Annotated in this window: 22 protein-coding genes and 1 pseudogene; 6 read left to right on the top strand and 17 right to left on the bottom strand. The window is 69.9% G+C overall.

Annotation, left to right across the window (positions count from 1 at the left end):
• Positions 1-16: 16 nt before the first annotated feature.
• On the top strand, positions 17-649 hold the full coding sequence (locus ACFFGE_RS11305) for a TetR/AcrR family transcriptional regulator (RefSeq protein ID WP_376836503.1): 633 nt from the start codon (positions 17-19) through the stop codon (positions 647-649).
• A 14-nt stretch (positions 650-663) separates the two neighbouring features.
• Here ACFFGE_RS11305 and ACFFGE_RS11300 read toward each other — a convergent pair whose 3' ends face one another.
• The 9 genes and pseudogenes from ACFFGE_RS11300 to ACFFGE_RS11260 form a co-directional block, all read right to left on the bottom strand.
• Positions 664-1,635, bottom strand: a complete 972-nt coding sequence (locus ACFFGE_RS11300) for a type II secretion system F family protein (RefSeq protein ID WP_376836502.1) — start codon at positions 1,633-1,635, stop codon at positions 664-666.
• 4 nt (positions 1,636-1,639) lie between these two features.
• Positions 1,640-2,617 (bottom strand): type II secretion system F family protein, encoded by a 978-nt coding sequence (locus tag ACFFGE_RS11295; RefSeq protein WP_376836732.1) that lies wholly within the window; start codon positions 2,615-2,617, stop codon positions 1,640-1,642.
• 6 nt (positions 2,618-2,623) lie between these two features.
• A pseudogene (locus tag ACFFGE_RS11290) lies at positions 2,624-4,073 on the bottom strand (TadA family conjugal transfer-associated ATPase); the annotation flags it as partial.
• Positions 4,074-4,252: 179 nt separating this feature from the next.
• Positions 4,253-5,782, bottom strand: a complete 1,530-nt coding sequence (locus ACFFGE_RS11285; RefSeq protein ID WP_376836501.1) for a CpaE/TadZ family protein — start codon at positions 5,780-5,782, stop codon at positions 4,253-4,255.
• A gap of 2 nt (positions 5,783-5,784) precedes the next feature.
• Positions 5,785-6,447, bottom strand: coding sequence for a CpaD family pilus assembly protein (locus tag ACFFGE_RS11280; RefSeq protein ID WP_376836500.1), 663 nt, complete (start codon positions 6,445-6,447; stop codon positions 5,785-5,787).
• An 8-nt stretch (positions 6,448-6,455) separates the two neighbouring features.
• Entirely contained in the window at positions 6,456-7,868 is a 1,413-nt protein-coding gene (locus ACFFGE_RS11275) for a type II and III secretion system protein family protein (RefSeq protein ID WP_376836499.1), read from the bottom strand.
• Complete coding sequence (gene cpaB / locus ACFFGE_RS11270) at positions 7,868-8,806, bottom strand: Flp pilus assembly protein CpaB (RefSeq protein ID WP_376836498.1); 939 nt, start codon at positions 8,804-8,806, stop codon at positions 7,868-7,870. Before cpaB ends, ACFFGE_RS11275 begins: the two co-directional genes overlap by 1 nt.
• A gap of 89 nt (positions 8,807-8,895) precedes the next feature.
• Positions 8,896-9,408 (bottom strand): A24 family peptidase, encoded by a 513-nt coding sequence (locus ACFFGE_RS11265; protein ID WP_376836497.1) that lies wholly within the window; start codon positions 9,406-9,408, stop codon positions 8,896-8,898.
• Between the two features lie 105 nt (positions 9,409-9,513).
• The gene (locus tag ACFFGE_RS11260) at positions 9,514-9,678 is read right to left on the bottom strand and encodes a Flp family type IVb pilin (RefSeq protein WP_376836496.1); all 165 of its coding nucleotides are present in this window, start codon (positions 9,676-9,678) and stop codon (positions 9,514-9,516) included.
• Positions 9,679-9,979: 301 nt separating this feature from the next.
• Here ACFFGE_RS11260 and ACFFGE_RS11255 point away from each other — a divergent pair, with 301 nt between their 5' ends.
• The 3 genes from ACFFGE_RS11255 to ACFFGE_RS11245 are packed head-to-tail and all read left to right on the top strand — an operon-like array spanning position 9,980 to position 11,436.
• Entirely contained in the window at positions 9,980-10,384 is a 405-nt protein-coding gene (locus ACFFGE_RS11255) for a pilus assembly protein N-terminal domain-containing protein (RefSeq protein ID WP_376836495.1), read from the top strand.
• Between the two features lie 6 nt (positions 10,385-10,390).
• A complete protein-coding gene (locus ACFFGE_RS11250) occupies positions 10,391-10,903 on the top strand; it encodes a TadE/TadG family type IV pilus assembly protein (RefSeq protein ID WP_376836494.1) in 513 nt (170 codons plus the stop codon).
• Positions 10,903-11,436 (top strand): TadE/TadG family type IV pilus assembly protein, encoded by a 534-nt coding sequence (locus tag ACFFGE_RS11245; RefSeq protein ID WP_376836493.1) that lies wholly within the window; start codon positions 10,903-10,905, stop codon positions 11,434-11,436. The genes ACFFGE_RS11250 and ACFFGE_RS11245 overlap by 1 nt, the downstream gene beginning before the upstream one ends.
• On the opposite strand, the gene ACFFGE_RS11240 is transcribed toward ACFFGE_RS11245, so the two are convergent.
• From ACFFGE_RS11240 to ACFFGE_RS11215, 6 genes are read right to left on the bottom strand one after another with little or no spacing between them, the layout of a single operon-like run.
• Positions 11,433-12,782: an anthranilate synthase component I family protein gene (locus tag ACFFGE_RS11240; RefSeq protein ID WP_376836492.1), complete on the bottom strand. Its 1,350-nt coding sequence runs from the start codon at positions 12,780-12,782 to the stop codon at positions 11,433-11,435. The genes ACFFGE_RS11245 and ACFFGE_RS11240 overlap by 4 nt on opposite strands.
• Positions 12,779-13,552 carry a tyrosine-protein phosphatase gene (locus tag ACFFGE_RS11235; protein WP_376836491.1) on the bottom strand — a complete coding sequence of 258 codons (774 nt, stop codon included), beginning with the start codon at positions 13,550-13,552 and terminating at the stop codon, positions 12,779-12,781. Before ACFFGE_RS11235 ends, ACFFGE_RS11240 begins: the two co-directional genes overlap by 4 nt.
• Before the next feature lie 48 nt (positions 13,553-13,600).
• A complete protein-coding gene (locus ACFFGE_RS11230; RefSeq protein ID WP_376836490.1) occupies positions 13,601-13,900 on the bottom strand; it encodes a winged helix-turn-helix domain-containing protein in 300 nt (99 codons plus the stop codon).
• Positions 13,900-14,526, bottom strand: a complete 627-nt coding sequence (locus tag ACFFGE_RS11225; RefSeq protein WP_376836489.1) for a hypothetical protein — start codon at positions 14,524-14,526, stop codon at positions 13,900-13,902. Before ACFFGE_RS11225 ends, ACFFGE_RS11230 begins: the two co-directional genes overlap by 1 nt.
• A gap of 59 nt (positions 14,527-14,585) precedes the next feature.
• Positions 14,586-16,034, bottom strand: coding sequence for an AMP nucleosidase (locus ACFFGE_RS11220; protein WP_376836488.1), 1,449 nt, complete (start codon positions 16,032-16,034; stop codon positions 14,586-14,588).
• 39 nt (positions 16,035-16,073) lie between these two features.
• Complete coding sequence (locus ACFFGE_RS11215; protein ID WP_376836487.1) at positions 16,074-16,940, bottom strand: alpha/beta hydrolase; 867 nt, start codon at positions 16,938-16,940, stop codon at positions 16,074-16,076.
• A gap of 189 nt (positions 16,941-17,129) precedes the next feature.
• Here ACFFGE_RS11215 and ACFFGE_RS11210 point away from each other — a divergent pair, with 189 nt between their 5' ends.
• The gene (locus ACFFGE_RS11210; RefSeq protein ID WP_376836486.1) at positions 17,130-17,474 is read left to right on the top strand and encodes a hypothetical protein; all 345 of its coding nucleotides are present in this window, start codon (positions 17,130-17,132) and stop codon (positions 17,472-17,474) included.
• Positions 17,475-17,508: 34 nt separating this feature from the next.
• Here ACFFGE_RS11210 and ACFFGE_RS11205 read toward each other — a convergent pair whose 3' ends face one another.
• Entirely contained in the window at positions 17,509-17,721 is a 213-nt protein-coding gene (locus ACFFGE_RS11205) for a hypervirulence associated TUDOR domain-containing protein (RefSeq protein ID WP_376836485.1), read from the bottom strand.
• Positions 17,718-17,852 carry a hypothetical protein gene (locus tag ACFFGE_RS11200; RefSeq protein WP_376836484.1) on the bottom strand — a complete coding sequence of 45 codons (135 nt, stop codon included), beginning with the start codon at positions 17,850-17,852 and terminating at the stop codon, positions 17,718-17,720. Before ACFFGE_RS11200 ends, ACFFGE_RS11205 begins: the two co-directional genes overlap by 4 nt.
• A 195-nt stretch (positions 17,853-18,047) precedes the next feature.
• Here ACFFGE_RS11200 and ACFFGE_RS11195 point away from each other — a divergent pair, with 195 nt between their 5' ends.
• Positions 18,048-19,259: an NADP-dependent isocitrate dehydrogenase gene (locus tag ACFFGE_RS11195; protein WP_376836483.1), complete on the top strand. Its 1,212-nt coding sequence runs from the start codon at positions 18,048-18,050 to the stop codon at positions 19,257-19,259.
• Positions 19,260-19,290 lie beyond the last annotated feature (31 nt).

The following is a 19,290-nucleotide window of genomic DNA, read 5'->3' as shown; positions in this document are numbered from 1 at the left end:
TACTGTTGCGTCTGAAATGTCTGACGGCAATCTTCCCCCCCGACGCGGACGGCCGCGCGACGCCTCCAAGGACGAGGCCATCCTGGTGGCGGCCGGCGAACTGTTCATGGAGCGGGGTTTCGAGGCGGCGAGCCTTGATGCGGTGGCGCAGGCCGCCGGCGTGTCCAAGGCGACGATCTATTCACGCTTCCCGGACAAGGACGCCCTGTTCCGGGCGGTGCTGAACCACGAATGCAACGCGGTGGTCATGCCCCCTTCGTTTGCGCCCGATCCCGCGACGCCCGTCCGTGACACCCTGATCGCCATCGCCGAACAGTTCGTGGGCCTGGTGCTGGGCGACAAGGCGATGAGCATGCACCGCATCATCGTGGCCGAGTGCGCCCGCGCGCCCCGGGTCGCGGAGCTGTTCTTCGAAACGGCGGTGCTGTCCACGAAGGACCGCTTCGCCGGCCTGTTGCGTCTGGAGACCGAGCGCGGGCGTCTCGCGGTGAAGGATCCCGAGGGCGCGGCCTGGCGGTTCCTGGGGGCGGTGAAGGCGGAGGCGCACATGCGCGCCTCGATGTGCCTGCCGCCGATGGAGCCCGAGCGCCTGCGCGCCCACATCGAGGCCTGCGCCGACGAGTTCTGCCGGGCGCACGCCCCCGACTGAGGGCGGCGAGGGGCTCAGCCCATCGTGTCCATGATGTTGATGATCGCGGGGCCCAGGATCACGACGAACAGCACCGGCAGGAAGAACAGGATCATCGGCACGGTCAGCTGGGCGGGCAGGGCGGCGGCCTTCTTCTCGGCGGCCGAGAGGCGCAGGTCCCGGTTCTCCTTGGCCATCACGCGCAGCGCGGCGCCGAGCGGCGTGCCGTACTGCTCGGCCTGGACCATGGCGGTCGTCACCGCCTTGATGCCCGGGTGGGCGGTGCGCTTGGACAGGCCTTCGTAGGCCAGGCGTCGTTCGGGCAGGTAGCTCAGCTCCGCCGCCAGCAGCGACAGCTCCTCGGCGAGCTCGATCGACGACCCGCCGACCTCCTGGCTGACCTTGTTGATCGCCGCCTCGATCGACATGCCGGACTCCACGCAGATCAGCAGCAGGTCCAGCGAGTCCGGAAAGGCCGCCACGATCGAGGCGCGCCGCTTCGAGATGCGGTTCGAGACATAGATGTTCGGCGCGTAGAAGCCGATGGCGAAGAACACCACCACCGCCGTCAGCTTCTGAAAGCCCACCAGCCCGAAGTCGTTGACGAACGTCAGATAGAGGAAGCTGAGCGCCATCAGCACGAACGGCGAGGCGAAGCGGAAGAAGTAGAAGGTGGTCAGCGGACGCGGTCCGCGCAGGCCCGCCTGCATCAGCTTTTCGGCCACCTTCGGGTCTTCGAGCAGCTTCTGCAGGTTCAGCTGGTCGACGATGCGTTTCTTGAAGCCGTCGTCCGCCTGGCGAAGGCCGCCCTGGGTGGCGATGGCCTCCCGCGAGCGGCGGCGCAGCTCCTCGCGCCGGCCGGCGACCGACTTCATGCGCTTCTCGAGGCTGGCCCCGCTCAACCATCCGCTGGTGAGGGTCAGCACGGTCAGGAAGGTGGCGACGGCGACGCCCGCGGCGAGCCAGTTGCCCTTGTCCATGATCAGGTCTGACAGGTCGTTGATCATGGCGTCAGATCTTGAACGCGATCATCTTCTTCATGACCAGCACGCCCATGCCCATCCACACGGCCGAGCCCATCAGCATGATGTGGCCGCGCGGATCGGTGAACATCCGGCCCATGTAGTCGGGCGAGGCCACCATCACGAGGCCCATCACGACCAGCGGCAGCGAGCCGATGATCCCGGCCGACGAGATGGCCTCGGACGACAGCGCCTTGATCTTCTCGCGCATCATCCGGCGGGCGCGTAGGACGACGGTCAGGTTGCCGAGCGCCTCCGCCAGATTGCCGCCGGTCTTCTGCTGGATGGCCATGACGATGGACAGGAAACGCAGCTCCGGCGCCGGCATGCGCTCGTACATCTTGTCCAGCGCCTGCCCGAGCGTCATGCCGACGCCCACCGCCTCGACCAGCCGCTGGAACTCGGGCCCCAGCGGAGCCGGGCTCTCTCGCGCGATGATCTTGAAGCAGTCGTGGACCGGCAGGCCCGACTTGATGCCGCGCACGATCACGTCGACCGCGTTGGCGAATTCGCCGGAGAACTTCTTCATCCGGCTCTTGGCCATGAAGCCGAGCACCCAGCGCGGCAGGCCGAAGCCGGCGACGAACGTCAGGCCGAGCGCGATCAGCGGCGGCGCGCCCAGCATCAGCGGCAGCAGCAGGCCCAGCACCGCCGCCACGCCGCTGAGGATCCAGAACATGCGCAGGTTCGGCGTCAGCCCCGCCTGGGCCATGCGCGCGCTGAGCGTCATCCGCGCCTTGCGTTCGCGCCGGTCGGCCTCGCGCAGCTGCAGCATGATCTGCTTGCGCCGCGCCTCCGGCGTGTTCGCCTGGGTCGCCCGCCGGCCGGCCGGGTTGGCCTGCTTGCCGGCCTGGATCGTCTTGGCCCGCTTCAGGGCCTCGGCGCTGGAGTCATCGCCCCCGACGAAGGCCCAGCCCAGGCCGCCGATGGTGATGAAGGCCAGGATGGCGGCGATGACGGGAAGCAGCATGGCCTACTCCGCCGCGTCCAGCGCTTCGGCGAGTTCCCGCTCCAGCCCGTAGTAGCGCGCCCGGTCCCAGAAGCGCGGCCGGGCGATGCCGGTCGAGCGGTGGCGGCCGATGATCTTGCCGTTCTCGTCCTCGCCGGTGATCTCGTAGACGAACAGGTCCTGGGTGACGATCACGTCGCCTTCCAGGCCCACCACCTCGGTGATGTGGGTGATGCGGCGCGAGCCGTCGCGCAGGCGCGCGGCCTGGATGATGACGTCGACCGAGCCGACGATCATCTCGCGGATGGTCTTGGACGGCAGGCCGTAGCCGCCCATGGTGATCATGGACTCCATCCGGCTGATGGCCTCGCGCGGGCTGTTGGCGTGCAGCGTGCCCATCGAGCCGTCGTGGCCGGTGTTCATGGCCTGGAGCAGGTCGAAGGCCTCGGGGCCGCGCACCTCGCCGACGATGATGCGCTCGGGGCGCATCCGCAGGCAGTTCTTGACCAGATCGCGCATGGTGATCTGGCCCTGGCCCTCCAGGTTCGGCGGGCGGGTCTCCAGGCGCACGACGTGCGGCTGCTGCAGCTGAAGCTCCGCCGCGTCCTCGCAGGTGATGACCCGCTCGGTCGGGTCGATGAAGGCCGTCAGGGTGTTCAGAAGGGTGGTCTTGCCCGAGCCGGTGCCGCCCGAGATGACCAGATTGCATCGCGAGGCGCCGATGACGCCGAGGACCCGCGCGCCCTCGGGACTGATGGAGCCGTACTCCACCAGGTTCTTCATCGTCAGCTTGTCTTTCTTGAACTTCCGGATCGTCAGCGTCGGGCCGTCGATGGCCAGCGGCGGGGCGATGACGTTGACGCGGCTGCCGTCGGGCAGGCGGGCGTCGCAGATCGGGGAGCTCTCGTCCACGCGCCGGCCCACCTGGGACACGATGCGCTGGCAGATGTTCATCAGCTGGCCGTTGTCGCGGAATCGCACATTGGTCAGCTGCACCTTGCCGCCAACCTCGATGAAGACGCGGCCCGCGCCGTTGACCATGATGTCGGCGATGTCGTCGCGGCTGAGCAGCGGCTCCAGCGGCCCGTAGCCCAGCACGTCGTTGACGATGTCCTGGACCAGGTGCTCCTGCTCGGCCACCGACATGGAGACGTTCTTGATCGCCACCAGCTCGGCGACGATGTCGCGGATCTCCTCGGCGGCGGCCTTGGGATCGAGCTGGGCCAGCTGGGCCAGGTCGATCGTGTTCATCAGGGCGTTGAAGATCGTCGTCTTCGTGGCGTGGTAGTAGTCGCTCTGCTCGCGGACGATCTCGGTGACCGCCTGCGCCTTCTTCAGCTGTTCGAAGGCGGGCGTCGCCTTGGGGCCCGGGCCGCGTCGCTGCGTTTCCGGCTCAGGCCTGGGCTTGGGCGGAGGAGGGGCCGCGGCGAGGGCGTCGAGGCGCTCGGCCCCCGGCTGGGCGGTGAACAGGGGCTGGGCGGGCTCCTTCGCGATCGGCTCCGCTGCGTCGAAGGCGAACGCCTGGGTCTGCACGCCCTGCGCCGGCTGGGGCGGCTCGGCCGGGGCCCGGCTCACCGGCGTCTGGTCGATCACCGGCCCCGGGCCGAGGCCGACGCCGAGGCCGGGCTGGGAGGTGCGCTTTCCGAACACGCGTCAGCCGCCCTTCTTCTTGAAAAGGCCGGCGAACATCGACTTCCCCCCCGACTTCTCCGCGGCCTTGGGCGCGGACAGCGCGGGAAGCTCGCGGCGGGAGACGATCTGGGCCAGCACCTGGAAGGCCTCCGAGGCCTTCGACTTGGCGGCGGCGTCCAGGATCATCTGGCCGTTGTTGGCGGCGGCGCCGAAGACCTTCGGCTCGAACGGGATGGTCAGGGCCGGGTGGACGCCCAGGGCCGCGCCGAAGTCCTTGGCGGGAATCTCAGGCCGGCCCGGCATGCCGACCTGGTTCAGCACCAGGCGCGGGGGCGCGTCGTTCGGCCGGTTCTGCCGCAGCAGGTCGATCATGTTCTTGGCGTTGCGCAGCGACGCCAGGTCCGGCGTCGCCACCACGACCACCTCGTCGGCGGAGATCAGCGTCCGCCGCACCCAGCGTGACCAGGTGTGCGGCATGTCCAGCACCACGAACGGGGCGGTGGAGCGGATGCGCGTTGTGACCTCCTCGAAGGCCTCCGGCGTGATCTCGTAGTCGGCGTCCAGCGTGGCCGGGGCGGCGAACAGGCTGAGCTTGTCGGTGCAGCGGACCATCATCCGGTCCAGCAGCACGGGGTCCAGCCGGTCGGGCTGCGACAGGGCGTCGGCGACGCCGTTGATCGGATCCTGGTTGAAGTCCAGCCCGGCCGTGCCGAACGGCAGGTCGTAGTCGACGATGACCGTGTTGGCGCCGATCCGCTCCGACAGGGCGTAGGCGGTGTTGTGGGCGACCGCGCTGGCGCCCGACCCGCCGCGCGCGCCGACGAAGGCGATGGAGCGGCCGACGAACGGCTGGGCCGGGTCGTTGAACAGGCCGCCGATGGCCGAGATCAGCTGCAGCGGGTGCAGCGGCGCGACCAGATACTCCGACACGCCGCGCCGCATCAGCTCGCGGAACAGGATGATGTCGTTGGTGGCGCCGATGATGACCACCTTGGTGCCCGCGTCGCAGACCTCGGCCAGCCGGTCGATGTCGTAGAGCAGCGTGCGCGGATCGCCGGTGTGCTCGACGATCACCAGGGGCGGGGTCGGCTCGTGCTGATAGGTGTCGATGGCCGCGTTGACGCCGCCGACGCGAATGGTGGTCGTGGCGCGCGACAGCCGTCGGTCCTGTCCGGCCCGGTCGGCGGCGGCCAGGGTGTCCTGGCGCTCTGCGAAGACGTGGATGGCGATACGCGGCACCGACACCTCGGCCAGGGCCATGTTGGCCCCCGCGATCATGTCGCCGACCGGATTGAAGGGCTCGGCGGTCGCCATGGGCGGCGCGGGCTGGGCGACGGTGGCCGGAGGCTGGGCCTGGACCCGGGGCTGGGCCCCCGGCGTCTCGGGGGGACCGCCGAAAGGCTGCGGCTGCGCCGGCGCGGTGAACTGCAGCGGCCCGCCGCCATGGACCGGCGACGCGGCAGGGGTGAGCGGCGCGCCCGACTGGGGCGCGAACTCCAGGTCCAGATCGTCCTCGAACTCGTCGTGCGGGGACGGGGCGAAGGCGTTCATGTCTACTCCACGGCCTGGGTGACGCGGCCGCTTACGAGTTCTTCTTGCGGTGCGGAGGTCTGCCGGCCTTGCCGGTAGTTGTCGAAGACCACCACCGCGCGGTGGGAGTCGGCCAGCGGCATGGCGCGGGGCTGGACGATGTCGCGCGGGTCGGCGATCTGCGCGGCCATGTTGGCCGTGATGGCGCAGCCGAAGTTCGACGGCGTGCGGTTGGCGGTGTTCTGGGTCAGGTCGCCCCAGGCCCGGCCGCAGGCGGGCACGACCGCCTCCACGGTCTGGAAGCCGACCACGACCGGCGCGCGGGGGTCCGGCGCGGGGTAGCTGGCCAGCCGGATCGCCTCGGACGGCAGGCCCCGGGCCATCAGCGCGTCGCGCACGTTCCACGCGGTGCGCGCGGCGGCGGCGTCCTCGCCCGAGGGGGCGTCGATGTTGACCGTCGAGACGCCGCGCGCCCGATAGCGGCCCACCAGGGCGTCCAGCGCCGAGGCCTGGTTCGGCGACAGGGCGCCTTCGCGAACCGCCAGCGCGATCTGATCGGCGCTCGGCTGGACCTGCAGCGTCCAGCGGGACGTGGGGTTCAGGGGCTCCGGCTCCAGCGCGGGGGCGGTGGCGCAGGCGCCCAGGCTCAGAACGAGGGCGGCGGCTGCGAGGGTGCGGATCGTCATCGTCGGCCTCACTCGATCACATAGCCCACCGGGCCCTGCCACGACGTGGCGGGCGCGCCCGTCGGCGCCGCGGGGGCGCCGTACACCTGGTTCAGCTGCCCGAAGAGCAGGGTCTGCACGTCGCCGGCGATCCGCAGGCCGTCCGCCGGCGTCTGCAGCCGGTTCGGAGAGGTGGGGTTCACCACATAGGCCTCGACGATGATCACCAGCTCCGTCTGTCCGCTTTCGTAGTCGCGCGAGCGGAACAGGGCGCCCAGCACCGGCAGCTCGCCCAGTCCCGGCAGCTGGTCGATGTTCTGGCGCGTGTCCTCCCGCAGCAGGCCCCCGATCATCAGGGCCCCGCCGGACGGCAGCTCGATGGTGTTGGAGGCGCGCCGCACCGTCAGGCCGGGAATGATCAGCGCGTTCTCGCCCGTGCCGCCCAGGGTGAACGCCCCTTCGGCCGACAGCTCCGACACCTCGGTCGACAGCTGAAGCGAGATGCGTCCTTCCGACAGGACCACCGGGCGGAAGGCCAGCCGCACGCCGTAGGGCTTGAACTCGATGGTGACGTTGCCGTCGCGGTCGCGGCCGACCGGGACCGGGAACTCGCCCCCGGCCAGGAACTCGGCGTTCTCGCCGTTGACCGACGTCAGGTTGGTGTCCGCCAGCGTCCGAATCAGCCCGACCCGCTCGAAGGCGCGCAAGGTGCCGGTCAGGCCCTCGCCCGTGCCGTCCGAGTACCCCAGCGAGCCGCCGCCGAGCTGGTTGCCGGCGACGCCGAAGGTCGCGGTCTGGGCCAGCTCTAGACCGTCGCCGGCGTCCAGGATGGCGTTGAGGTCGACGCCGAGCTGCTTGATCACGGTGCGCTGCACCTCGATCACCCGGGCCTTGACCATGACCTGGTCCGAGCCGGTGATGCTCAGCATGTTGAGGACACGCTCGGGCTGGGCCACGAACTGCCGCGCGATCTGGGCCACGCGGTCGGACTCGCCCGGGCTGGCGACGGTTCCGGTCAAGATGATGCTCTCGTTGACCGCCTCGACGCGCACGTCGGCGCCTGGGACCACCCGGGCGATGGTGTCGCTGAGCGCCCCGACGCCCGTGTCCACCCGCACGCGCAGGCTCAGGATGGCCCGTCCCGTCGCGTCCAGGAAAACCGCGTCGGTCTCGCCGGGCGCGAGCCCGATCACCGTGATGCGGCGCGGCGAGTGCAGGACGGCCTCGGCGACGGCGGGGTTCGACACGATCACGTCGCGCGCATCGGTCGGCAGGTCGATCGCCGCCGACCGGCCGCGCGGCAGATTCAGGGACTGGGTCTCGGCGCCCATCGCCACACGCACGGACTGGGCCTGGGCCGGCGCCCAGGACGTCGAAGCGGCGGTCAGCGCCAGGGCGGCGGCGATCGCCAGCGCGCCTGAACGGGTTCGAAGGGTCCGCATCATTGCACCACCACCGTCTCGACGTCGTCGCCGCGATGAATCCGGACCGCCGAGCTTTCCGTGCGCGGCGCCGCGACCCGCCCGGAGGGACCGGCGGCGTCGGCGTAGGAGCGCAGCACGAGCGACAACTCCCCCTCCGACTTGGCCAGCGCCAGGGCCTCGGCGTCGCGCGGGCTCAGCTCCAGCGTCGCCGTCGCGCCCACCACGGCCTGCTCGTCCTCGTCGGCCTGGGTCGTCTGGTCGATAGCGAGGACCTTCACGTTCTGCATCACCGTGGAGGAGGCGAACCGGCTGCGGTCGGCCTCCTGGGTCCCGACGTTGCCCAGGGTGACCTCGCGGGTCAGCAGCACGTCGACCCTGTCGCCGGGCAGGATGAAGCCGCCGGCGGCGGTCTCGACCGTCACGCTGACGGCCATGGCCCGCATGCCCGGCTCCAGATAGGCGGCCATGTAGCCGCTGTCGCCGGCGCGGACGATCTTGCGGCCTACGATCGGCTCGCCGGCCAGGATGGGCTCGCGCACCACCGCGCCGATGAAGTCGGCCTTGGCCCCGCCGCCGCTCAGCGCCTCGGCGGCGCGCGCCACGCGCTGGGCGGCCCGTTCGCCCGCATCGACCGCGGACGAGGCCTCCTCGTCGGCCTCGGCCTTGGCGGCTTCGGCGGCGGCCTGTTGCGGGATCGGCACGGAGCCGTCGGTGATGAAGGCCGGATTGACGTCCGCCACCGCCCAGTCCTTCCACGCCAGGTCCTGGTCGGTCAGACGCTGGCCCGGCTGAAGGTCGCGGGCGGCGACCAGCACCTTGGCCATCGGGGCGGCGTCCACGGCGGCGACGGCGCTGGCGGTCGGCTCGCCGCCGGCGACCATGGCGCGCACCACGAGCGCCAGCCCGATCGCGGATATGGCGGCGACGGCGATGACGGCGATGCGGGCGGGCTTCATCCGGACGTCTCCCCTCGGCGCGACGCACGCACGTCGCCCGAACATTAACGACCATGCGTTTCGCGGGTTAACGTCGGCCTAAGCCGGATTCAGCCGCCGAACGCGACCCGGCCGATGTCGCCGGCCGGATAGGCCGCGAGCGCGCCGACGCAGATCGCCACGCCGTAGGGCAGGGGCTCTCCGGGCGTCATCAGCCGCCGCCGCCAGCCCGGTCCCCGGGCCCGCAGCCACGACGGGCCCTTCCGGGCCAGGAGGAAGATCAGCGCCACCAGACCTCCGGTGAGGGCGGTGAACAGCATGAACTGCGGCAGGGCGGCCACGCCCATGAACGGAGTCATGGCCGCCAGGATCTTGGCGTCTCCGCCGCCCAGCAGGTTGGCCGCGAACAGTCCCATGCCCGCGAACAGGGCGAGAAGACCCAGCAGCGCCCCGATCGCGATCGCGCGGGGCTCCATCCCGGCCGCCAGGGCGGCCGGAATGAAGGCGGCCAGCAGGACCGCCGACATCCAGTTCGGGATCTTGTAGGTCGCCACGTCGTGAACCGCCGCGGCGACCGCGACGACGGGCAGGATCAGGGCGAGCGGGCCTGCGAGAGCTTCCATGCTCCGGCCATGCACCGCCGCCTCTTAAGGCCAGGTTTCGGCCAATAGAAAAGGCCGGGGCGTCGCCGCCCCGGCCTTCTCCGGTTTCAGACGCTTCGGTCTGGCTTAGGCCAGGCCGTTGGCCACTTCCGTCAGGCGGGCCAGCAGGTTCTGACCGACGGTGGTCAGGATGCCGATCACGACGACGGCGATCAGGGCGGCGATGAGGCCGTATTCGATGGCCGTGGCGCCGGACTCGTTCTTGGCGAAGCGCGAAATGAACTTTTGCATGACTTTCGATCCCTTTTGTTCAGCGAGCAACTGAGGTTCCACCAACAGGGTCCTCGGTTTGCCCGCTCGACCCCAACTCACGATCGGACAATGCGCCCAGCTTCCTTAAATCCAAGTAAATCGAAAATCGCGGGCGGCGTTTTTCTTTGGTTTATGTGGCGTTTACTATGAAAACTCGAGAAAGGCCGAGTCCGCACCCGCAATATGAACGCCTCACCGATTTTAGCATTTATTGACGATTGGATTCCCATTGTGCGCCCATCGCGCGGGCTCACGCGCGGACTTATCGGAAGGTTTGCGCATGCGCCGCGTCCTGATCGCCGCTTCACTCCTGAGCCTCGCGGTTCCGGCCGTCGCGGCCGCCCAGTCGCGGCCCGTGTCGGTGGAGATCGACCACGCCGCCCGCGTGCAGCTGAGGGGACAGGCGGCCTCGGTCATCGTCGCCAACCCCGACATCGCCGACGTGACCGTCGTCGACGCCTCCACGCTCTACATCACCGGCAAGGGCTACGGCCTGACCGAGGTGGTGGCGGTGGACGCCATCGGCCGGACCCTGTTCCAGGGGCAGGTGTCGGTGGTGGCCCCCACGCAGGGCGCCGTACGCGTCTGGAGAGGGGCCCAGGTGACCGAGATGGCGTGCGGGGCCTCGTGCTCGCCCAGCATCCGCGCGACGCCCGCGGCCGCCCCCTCGGCGACGACCCCCTGATCCGACATGGCTCGCCCCCGCCTCATGCGAAGGCCGAACCGGCGGACCCGTGAGGGCGTGGCGGCGATCGAGTTCGCCTTCGTCGCCATCCCCTTCCTTCTGCTGATGTTCGCCATTCTCGAGATCGGCGGGCTCCTGGTGCTCGACGCCTCGCTCGAGAACGCCATGATCGACACCAACCGGCTGATCCGCACCGGCCAGGCCCAGGGCGGGATGAGCCAGGAGCAGTTCCGACAGGCCATCTGTGACCGGATGACGATCTTCAGGGGCGGCTGCGCGGGCAATCTGTTCATCGACGTCCGGGTGCTGCCGCAGTTCCGCAACCAGACCCCGCCCGAGCCGACGGCCCAGGGCTTTCCCCAGGAGTATCAGATCGGGCAGGCCGGCGACCTGATCCTGGTGCGCGCCTGGTACCGGCACCGCATGGTGACGCCGCTGATGCAGCAGGCGGTGTCGCGCTTCGGCGACGGAAACGCCATCGTGTCGGTCACCACCGCCTTCAAGAACGAGCCGTTCTGATGCGGGCGATCCGGCGTCTCGGAGGGCTTCCGCAGGCGCGCGACGGCGTCGCGGCGGTGGAGTTCGCGCTGATCGCGCCGCTGATGATCCTGATGTACTTCGGCATCGCGGAGTTCACCGAGGCCTATATGGCCCAGAAGCGCGCCGGCCACGTCGCCTCGGTCATCGCCGATCTGACGTCGCAGGAGACGGCGCTCAACCAGGACATGGTCGACGACATCTTCGCCGCCGGCGAGCACATCATGGACCCGTTCACGGCCACGACCCTGTCGCAGCGCCTGACCAGCATCGAACGCCGCGCCAATGGCACGACGGCGGTCCAGTGGAGCCGCACCCGGGGGTCCGGCTCGTTCGGCTCGACCGCCGCCATTCCGATCCCGGACGACGTGCTGGAGAACGGCGAGACCATCATCGTCGCCGAGGTCCAGTACGCCTACACCTCGACCGCCGCCGAGCTGCTGCCCGGGGAGGTCACCTTCCGCAGCCGGTACTATCTGAGGCCGCGTCTGACGAACCGTATCACCTGCTGCTAACCGATCAGGGCGGCGCGCAAGGCGGCCATCTTCAGATCCGTCTCGCGCAGCTCGGCTTCCGGGTCGCTGTCGGCGGTGATCCCGGCCCCTGCCGCCCCGCGCCAGGTCCAGGCGCTCGCACTCCGGCCGAAGGCCAGCGTCCGGATCAGGACGGACGCGTCGAAGCCTCCGTCCGCCCCCACATGGAACATCGAGCCGCACCACGGCCCGCGCGGCGGTTCGTGTCCGGCGATGACCCGCATCGCCTGGTGCTTCGGCGCCCCGGTGATCGATCCGGGCGGAAAGGTCGCCTCCAGCGCGTCGGCGACGCTGAGGCCCGGGCGTGGCCGCGCCGTCACCCGGGAGACCAGGTGGTGGACCCGCTCATAGCTGCGGAGCGCGAACAGCTCCTCCACCGCCACCCCGCCGGCTTGCGAAACCCGCGCCAGGTCGTTGCGCATCAGATCGACGATCATCAGGTTCTCGGCGCGATCCTTGGCGCTGGCCAGCAGGCGCGCGGCGCCGGCGGCGTCCTCGTCGGGCGTGCGCCCGCGCGGGGCCGTGCCCTTGATCGGCAGCGCCTCCAGCCGGCCCGCCTCGTCGATCCGCAGGAAGCGCTCCGGCGAGTTCGAAACCAGGGCGCGATCGCCGAGCCTCAGCCACGCCGAATAGGGGGCGGGGCCGCTGAGGGCTGACCTCAGGAAGACGTCGAACGGGTCGCGGCGCGGGGCCAGCTCTCCCTCGAAGGCGCGCCCGATGTTGGCCTGGAACAACTCCCCCTCGCCGATGCGGCGCACGACGTCGGCGACGGCGGCGCGATAGGCCTCGGGCGAAGCGGCGTCGCGCCAGCTCGCGGCGGGCGGAGACGGCGCCTGGGTCGGGCGCGCCGCGCTCAGCCAGGCCTCGCTGTCCGCCAGCCGCGCCTCCGCCCCCGCGAGGTCGGAAGCGCGTCCGATCCGAACCACCCGGCGTGCGACGTGGTCGAAGGCGACGACCGCCGGGAACCGCATGAGGATCAGGTCTGGCCAGTCGCCGGCGGCGCGCCCGATCAGGCGTCGGGCGCCGAGGTCATAGCTCGCGACTCCGATCCAGCCGCCGGCGAAGGGCGCCGGCGCGCCCGCCGCGACCGCCCTCAAGCGCAGATCGGTCAGCGGGTCGAAGCCCGACGCCTCGCCGGGACCGGCCGCCGTCACCCGGTCCGGTCCCGCCATGACGAAGGACCAGCGTCCCTCCGGCCCCCCGTCCGAGATCAGACCGACGACGCCGTCACGGTCCGCCAGCCCGTTCAGCACCTCCAGCGGCTCGCGCCACGACGCCTCTGCGACGGCGAGATGCTCCAGGCCGACGAAATCGACCGGGCCGATCACGCCGTCAGCCGCTCCGCGATCCGGTCCCGCGTCGCCCCATCCAGTCCGAGCACCCGATTCACATAGCCGTCCAGCCCGCCGCAGCGCGCCCGCATTTCGTCGAAGGCGGCGTCCAGATAGGCGGCCTCGACGCCCAGGAAGGCCACGACCGCGTCGTGCGACGCCTCGCGGCCGGTGAAGGCCTTCAGCTGTTCGGCGATCCTGGGGGCGCGGGCCTCCAGATCGACGGCGGTGTTGGTCAGCAGATAGTCCTCGACCAGGTCGTCGTGGCCGACGCCGAGCACATGGTGCGTGACCGCCGCCAGCATGCCGGTGCGGTCCTTGCCGGCCGCGCAATGGATGACGACAGGCCGCTCGCTGTCGGCCACCGCCTGAAAATAGCGGCGGAACATGTCGACGTGCGCCGGGACGAAGGGCAGCTCGCGATAGGTCGCCGTCATGAACCTGCGTCCGGAGTCCGGCGTCAGGTCCTGGGTCTTCAGGAAGGTGATGTGCGGGGCCTCGCCGCCGTCGTCCTCGTCGCTCTCGATCACCAGGGCCGAGAAGCCGGCATGGCGCCGTGACGGCTGCTGTAGGCGTTCGCTGGGGCGTCGCAGGTCCACCACCACGCCCGGATCCATCGCCTTCAGCCGCTCCAGGTCCGCGTCGGTGGCGCGCGCGTGGTGGGCCGACCGATAGAGGCGGCCGGGGCGCACGCGCCGCCCGGCCGCGGTGGCGTAGTCGCCGTAGTCGCGGAAGTTGTCGACGGCTTCGAACGGGATCAGGCGCATGGCCCCTCTATAGAGCCGCGCGCCCGCCTGCACAGCCGCCGGATCGCCTCAGCCTTTCACCAGCGCCGCCATGGCGTCGAGATAGGCGATGAAGGCCTCCCGTCCCGCCTCGGTCATCTTCGCCCGGGTGACGGGCCTTCGGTCCTGAAAGCTCTTCTGGACCTCGACGAAGCCGGCGTCCTCGAGCTTCCTCAGATGGACCGACAGATTGCCGTCGGTCAGCTCCAGCTTGGCCTTCAGGGTGGCGAAGTCGGCCGTCTCGGCGGTCGAGAGGAAGGCCATGATCCCAAGCCGGACGCGGCCGTGGATCACCTCGTCCAGCCGCCCGATGTCGAAATCGTCCGCCATCACACCACCAGGCTCGTCCGCTGCCGCACCAGCTGGAAGCCGGGCAGCATGGCGAAGGCGAACAGACCCGCCGCATAGGCCAGCCACAGGGTGGGCTCACCGGCCAGGAAGGCGATGCCGGGGGCCGCGATCCAGGCGGCGACCGCCAGCCACCACTGCCACCTCACGCCGGAAACCGTCGCCGAAACCGCCCAGCCCGCGCCATAGACGGCGAAGATCAGTGAGGGAAACAGCATGAACGTCGTCTCGGCTCCGGACTTCCAGGCCAGAACGGCCATGGATATCGACGCTGTGAAGATCACCAGCCCGACGCCCATCCAGGCGGCGCCCGCCGCCCGATTGGCCAGGCTGGCGGCGCCCGGCAGCTTGCCGATCCGATGCTGCAGCACGTTCAGCGCCACGATGAACATCAGGAACGCCGCGCCCCAAAGCCAGGCGTAGGCCACCGGGGGCAGGTCGAGGGCCCCGCTCTCGACGGCGAAGTGCACGACCGAGGCCGAGCCGAAGATGGCCCCGGCGGCGATAAGGATCGAACCGCCCAGCAGGGGCGCCCGGCGGCCCTCCTGGGCCATCGCCCGCATGTAGGCGATGTCGTCGTGGACGGACTGAAGCTGATCACGCGTCATGGATGTCTCTCCCTTGCTGAGGTGAGACATACGCAATGTGCTTTGTGATGTAAAGCACTTTATCGGAATGGCGGCTCGTCGAAGGCGCGCAGCTTGCGGCTGTGCAGGCGCTGACCCTCGTCGCGCAGCACGTCGACCGCGGCGATGCCGATCTGCAGATGCTCGGAAATCGCCCCCTCGTAGAACCGGTTCGCCTGTCCCGGCAGCTTGATCTCGCCGTGCAGCGGCTTGTCCGAGACGCACAGCAGCGTCCCGTAGGGCACCCTGAAGCGATAGCCCTGAGCGGCGATGGTGGCGCTCTCCATGTCGATGGCGACCGCCCGGCTCTGGTTGAAGCGCAGCGCGGAGTGGGTGTAGCGCAGCTCCCAGTTCCGGTCGTCGGTCGTCACCACCGTTCCCGTGCGCAGACGCCGTTTGAGCGTGTCGCGGTCCTCGCCGGTGGTGATCTCGGCGGCGCGCTGCAGGGCCTGCTGCACTTCGGCGATCGGCGGGATCGGAATTTCCGGCGGCAGGACGTCGTCCAGCACGTGATCGTCGCGCAGATAGGCGTGGGCCAGCACATAGTCGCCGATCCGCTGGGTGGGCCTGAGGCCGCCGCAGTGGCCGATCATCAGCCAGGCGTGCGGGCGGGTGACCGCCAGGTGGTCGCAGATCGTCTTGGCGTTCGACGGCCCCACCCCGATGTTGACCAGGCTGACGCCGCGCCAGCCCGGCGCGGTCAGGTGATAAGCCGGCATCTGATGCTTGCGCCAGGCGGCGTCCATCACCGCCTGCTCGGGATCGGGCGTGTCGCGGGTGATGACCGCGCCGCCGGCGCAGCTCAGCGTCTGATAGGGGCTGTGCGGATCTTGCAGCTGGGCCGTCGCCCAGCGGACGAACTCGTCGACGTAGCGGTGGTAGTTGGTGAACAGGATGAAGGACTGCACGTCCTCGACCGGCGTGCCGGTGTAGTGCCTCAGCCGGGCCAGCGAGAAGTCGGTCCTGAGGCCGTCGAAGTGCGACAGGGGAAAGGCGTCGGCGAGCGGGTCGACGAAGCCGTCGGCGATCTCGTCGCCGATGTGGGCGAGGTCCGTCGTCGGGAAGTGGCGCGCGATGTCGGCCGTCTGGCTGGCGTCCAGCGCCACCTCGGCCCCGTCCATCACATAGGGGAACGGTATCTCCTGATCCGACGCATGCACGCTGATCCGCGCACCGTAATCCTGAACCAGCAGCTCCAGCTGCTCGATCAGATAGTCGCGGTACAGGTCCGGCCGCGTGATCGTGGTCTCATAGACGCCGGGCTTGGACAGCCGCGCATAGGAGCGTCCCTGCGGCGGCGGCGGCGTGTCGCCCCACCACTCGACCCGCAGCAGCGGATAGCTGAACAGGCCCTCCAGGCGGGCTTGAGGGTCGGGTCGGGTTCCGTCGTTTATGAAGTCGCGAACCGCCTGGCGAAGCGCCGCGACGGCGGCGGCGTAGCGGTCGTTGAGGCGGTCGAGCGCCGCCTGGGGGGAGAGGGTCTCTGACATGGCCTCCCTTACCGGCAAGCCGAGCCTTTTGGCGAGACGTCAGGCGAGGGTGCGGCGCAGGAAATCGGTCATGTCCGCCAAGACCGGGGCCTTGCTCCGGAACAGCGGCGACGGGGCGGCGACGATGTCGGTGTGCGACAGGTCGGGATAGATCTTCAGCTCCGACCGTCCGCCCGCCGCCTTCATCGCCTGGTCCAGAAGATGGGCGTCCTCGACGTGGACGGTGGTGTCCGGCGCTCCGTGTCCGATCCAGATCGGCGGGGCGTCGCCCCGGGCGAAGGCGACGGGCTGGGTCTGCAGCGGATCAGGGGCGCGGCCGAAGGCGTTGATCGCGGCCGGCACGCTCAGCGGAAGGAACTCATAGGGTCCCGCCAGACCCGCCGCCGCCCGGATCAGGTCCGGGCGTCCGACCGCGGCCATGTAGCGCCGGTCCAGGGTGATCATCATGGCCAGGTGCGCCCCGGCGGAGTGACCCGCCACGCCTAGGCGGGCCGGGTCGCCGCCGAAGTCCGCCGCCGCCTCGGCGGCCTTGGCCGTGGCGGCGGCGGCGTCCTCGATGAAGGCCGGGAAATGCACGTCGGGCACGAGCCGGTAGTCGGGCAGGGCGACGACGAATCCCCGGGCCGCGATCGCTTGCGCCGCCCAGGCGTACAGGTCCCTGGAGCCTGAATCCCAGCCGCCGCCGTAGAAGAAGACCACGACCGGCCAGGACCCGGGTGACGTCGGGGCGAACACATCGAGCGCCTGGCGGGCGTCGGGACCATAGGCGATCCCGCGGGCCACCCGGCGCGCTCCCCGGTCGCGGGGCCCCAGCGCGTTCAGGGCCGCGAGCGGCGAACAGGCCGCAAGCCCGGCGCCGGCCGCCCCGGCGACCGACAGGATGGCGCGTCTGGAGAGGACGGTCATGGGCGCGTTGAAGCTTGGAAGTCCCCCGGAATCAAGCGCCTGAGGCCGGCCGCGCGCCGCGTCTGTGATCAATTTGACGCCGATCCGTCATAAAAACTTTACAGGCCGAGGAAAGCGCGCATTATTCGCTCAGGGTTCGGACTTTTTCCGACCCACCAAAAGAGCGCTGGGAGGCGCATTCGAAAAGAAATGAACATCACCGCTCGGGCCCTCGCGGCCGCTCTCGTCCTCTCCGCCGCCACGCCCGCGTTCGCCGGCGATCCGCTGCAGGCGCGCCAGGGCACGGGGCCGGGACAGCAGGTCGAGCAAAGGACGCCGCCGCGCGCGCTCTACATCTGCGCCGCCGACGCCGAGACCCGCGCCGCCTTCGAGCGCCAGCACGGTCAGGCTCCCGTCTTCATGACCGCCGAGGACGTGCTGTCGGCGCGGCGCGACGACGTCACCTGGCAGGCTCCGCGCTGCATGACCGAGCGGGAGTACGCCCGGCTGGTGCAGTCCAACTCCGCCTACGCCGAACAGCGCGACCCCCGCTGAGGGCGCGGCAGGGCGGCTCCGCTCGGGGCCGCCCTCAGGCCTTCCTGAGCTCCTCCGGCCGGTGCGCGGCCCGCGCGCCGGTCTTGTCGCTCTTGACCAGGTACTCCGGGTGATCCTTCGACGCCTTGGCGACGTGGCCCTTGATCCGGGTCCTAGAGGTCAGCTTCTTCTCGACGTGGCCCGTCGTCATGCCCTGGCTGTGGTCCCACTTGACCTTGTCGCCGGCCTTGAAGGTTTTCTCGGTCATGCTGCGCGCTCCTCGCTCTGCTGCTCGTGGTCAGCGAGCACGGCGCGCATCAGTTCCGCGTCAAGCAGGGGCGGGGCCTCGCAGAAGGTCAGCATCCAGCGCTCGGCGAGCGCGACGGTCTCGTCGGTCATTCTTCTTTCAACTCAGCGGCTTCGCGCCCTTCCGCCGACGTGAACCCGCACCGTCCCGCGTGGGTTCGCCTTAACGCCTGCGGCCATTTGCGGGCAGGGTGAACAGGCTTGGCCGCGGCCCGCTTTGCGCCGGGCCGCAGGCGCCGCTATACCGCCCGCCGACACCGAACCCACCCGAACCGACAGGACGTGCCCATGGCCAAGATCAAGGTCGACAACCCCATCGTGGACATCGACGGCGACGAGATGACCCGGATCATCTGGCAGATGATCAAGGACAAGCTGGTCTTCCCGTTCCTCGACCTTGAGCTCGACTACTACGACCTGGGCATGGAGAACCGCGACGCCACCGACGACCAGGTGACGATCGACGCGGCCCACGCCATCCAGAGGCACGGCGTCGGCGTGAAGTGCGCCACCATCACCCCGGACGAGGCGCGGGTGAAGGAGTTCGGCCTGAAGAAGATGTGGAAGTCGCCCAACGGCACCATCCGCAACATCCTGGGCGGCGTGGTCTTCCGCGAGCCGATCATCTGCTCGAACGTGCCGCGCCTGGTGCCGGGCTGGACCCAGCCGATCGTCGTCGGCCGCCATGCCTTCGGCGACCAGTACAAGGCCACCGACTTCCTGATGCCGGGGGCCGGCACCCTGTCGATCAAGTTCGTCGGCGAGGACGGCCAGGTGATCGAGCACGAGGTGTTCAAGAGCCCGTCGGCAGGCGTCGCCATGGGCATGTACAACCTGGACGACTCGATCCGCGACTTCGCCCGCGCCAGCTTCGCCTACGGCCTCAACCGGAACTATCCGGTCTATCTGTCGACCAAGAACACCATCCTCAAGGCCTATGACGGCCGCTTCAAGGACATCTTCCAGGAGGTGTTCGACGCCGAGTTCGCCGAAGAGTTCAAGGCCAGGGGCCTGACCTACGAACACCGCCTGATCGACGACATGGTGGCGGCCGCGATCAAGTGGTCGGGCGGCTTCGTCTGGGCGTGCAAGAACTACGACGGCGACGTGCAGTCCGACGTGGTGGCGCAAGGGTTCGGCTCGCTGGGCCTGATGACGTCGGTGCTGATGACGCCGGACGGCAAGGTGCTGGAATCCGAGGCCGCCCACGGCACCGTGACCCGCCACTATCGCCAGCATCAGAAGGGCGAGGCGACCTCGACCAACTCGATCGCCTCGATCTACGCCTGGACCCGCGGCTTCAAGCACCGCGGCAAGCTGGACGGCAACCAGGCCCTGATCGACTTCGCCGAGACGCTGGAGCGCGTCGTGGTCGAGACCGTCGAGGCCGGCCACATGACGAAGGATCTGGCGCTACTGGTCGGCGATCATCAGGGCTGGCTGACCACCGAGGGCTTCCTCGACAAGGTCGCCGAGAACCTGAAGGCGGCGATGGCCTGATCGAACGGCCGACCTTCGGGGCCGCGTTCAC

The organism is Brevundimonas balnearis, from assembly GCF_042434805.1.
Lineage (GTDB): Bacteria > Pseudomonadota > Alphaproteobacteria > Caulobacterales > Caulobacteraceae > Brevundimonas > Brevundimonas balnearis.
The sequence above is the reverse complement of the archived record's forward strand: the minus strand, read 5'-3'. Positions and strand labels throughout refer to the sequence as shown.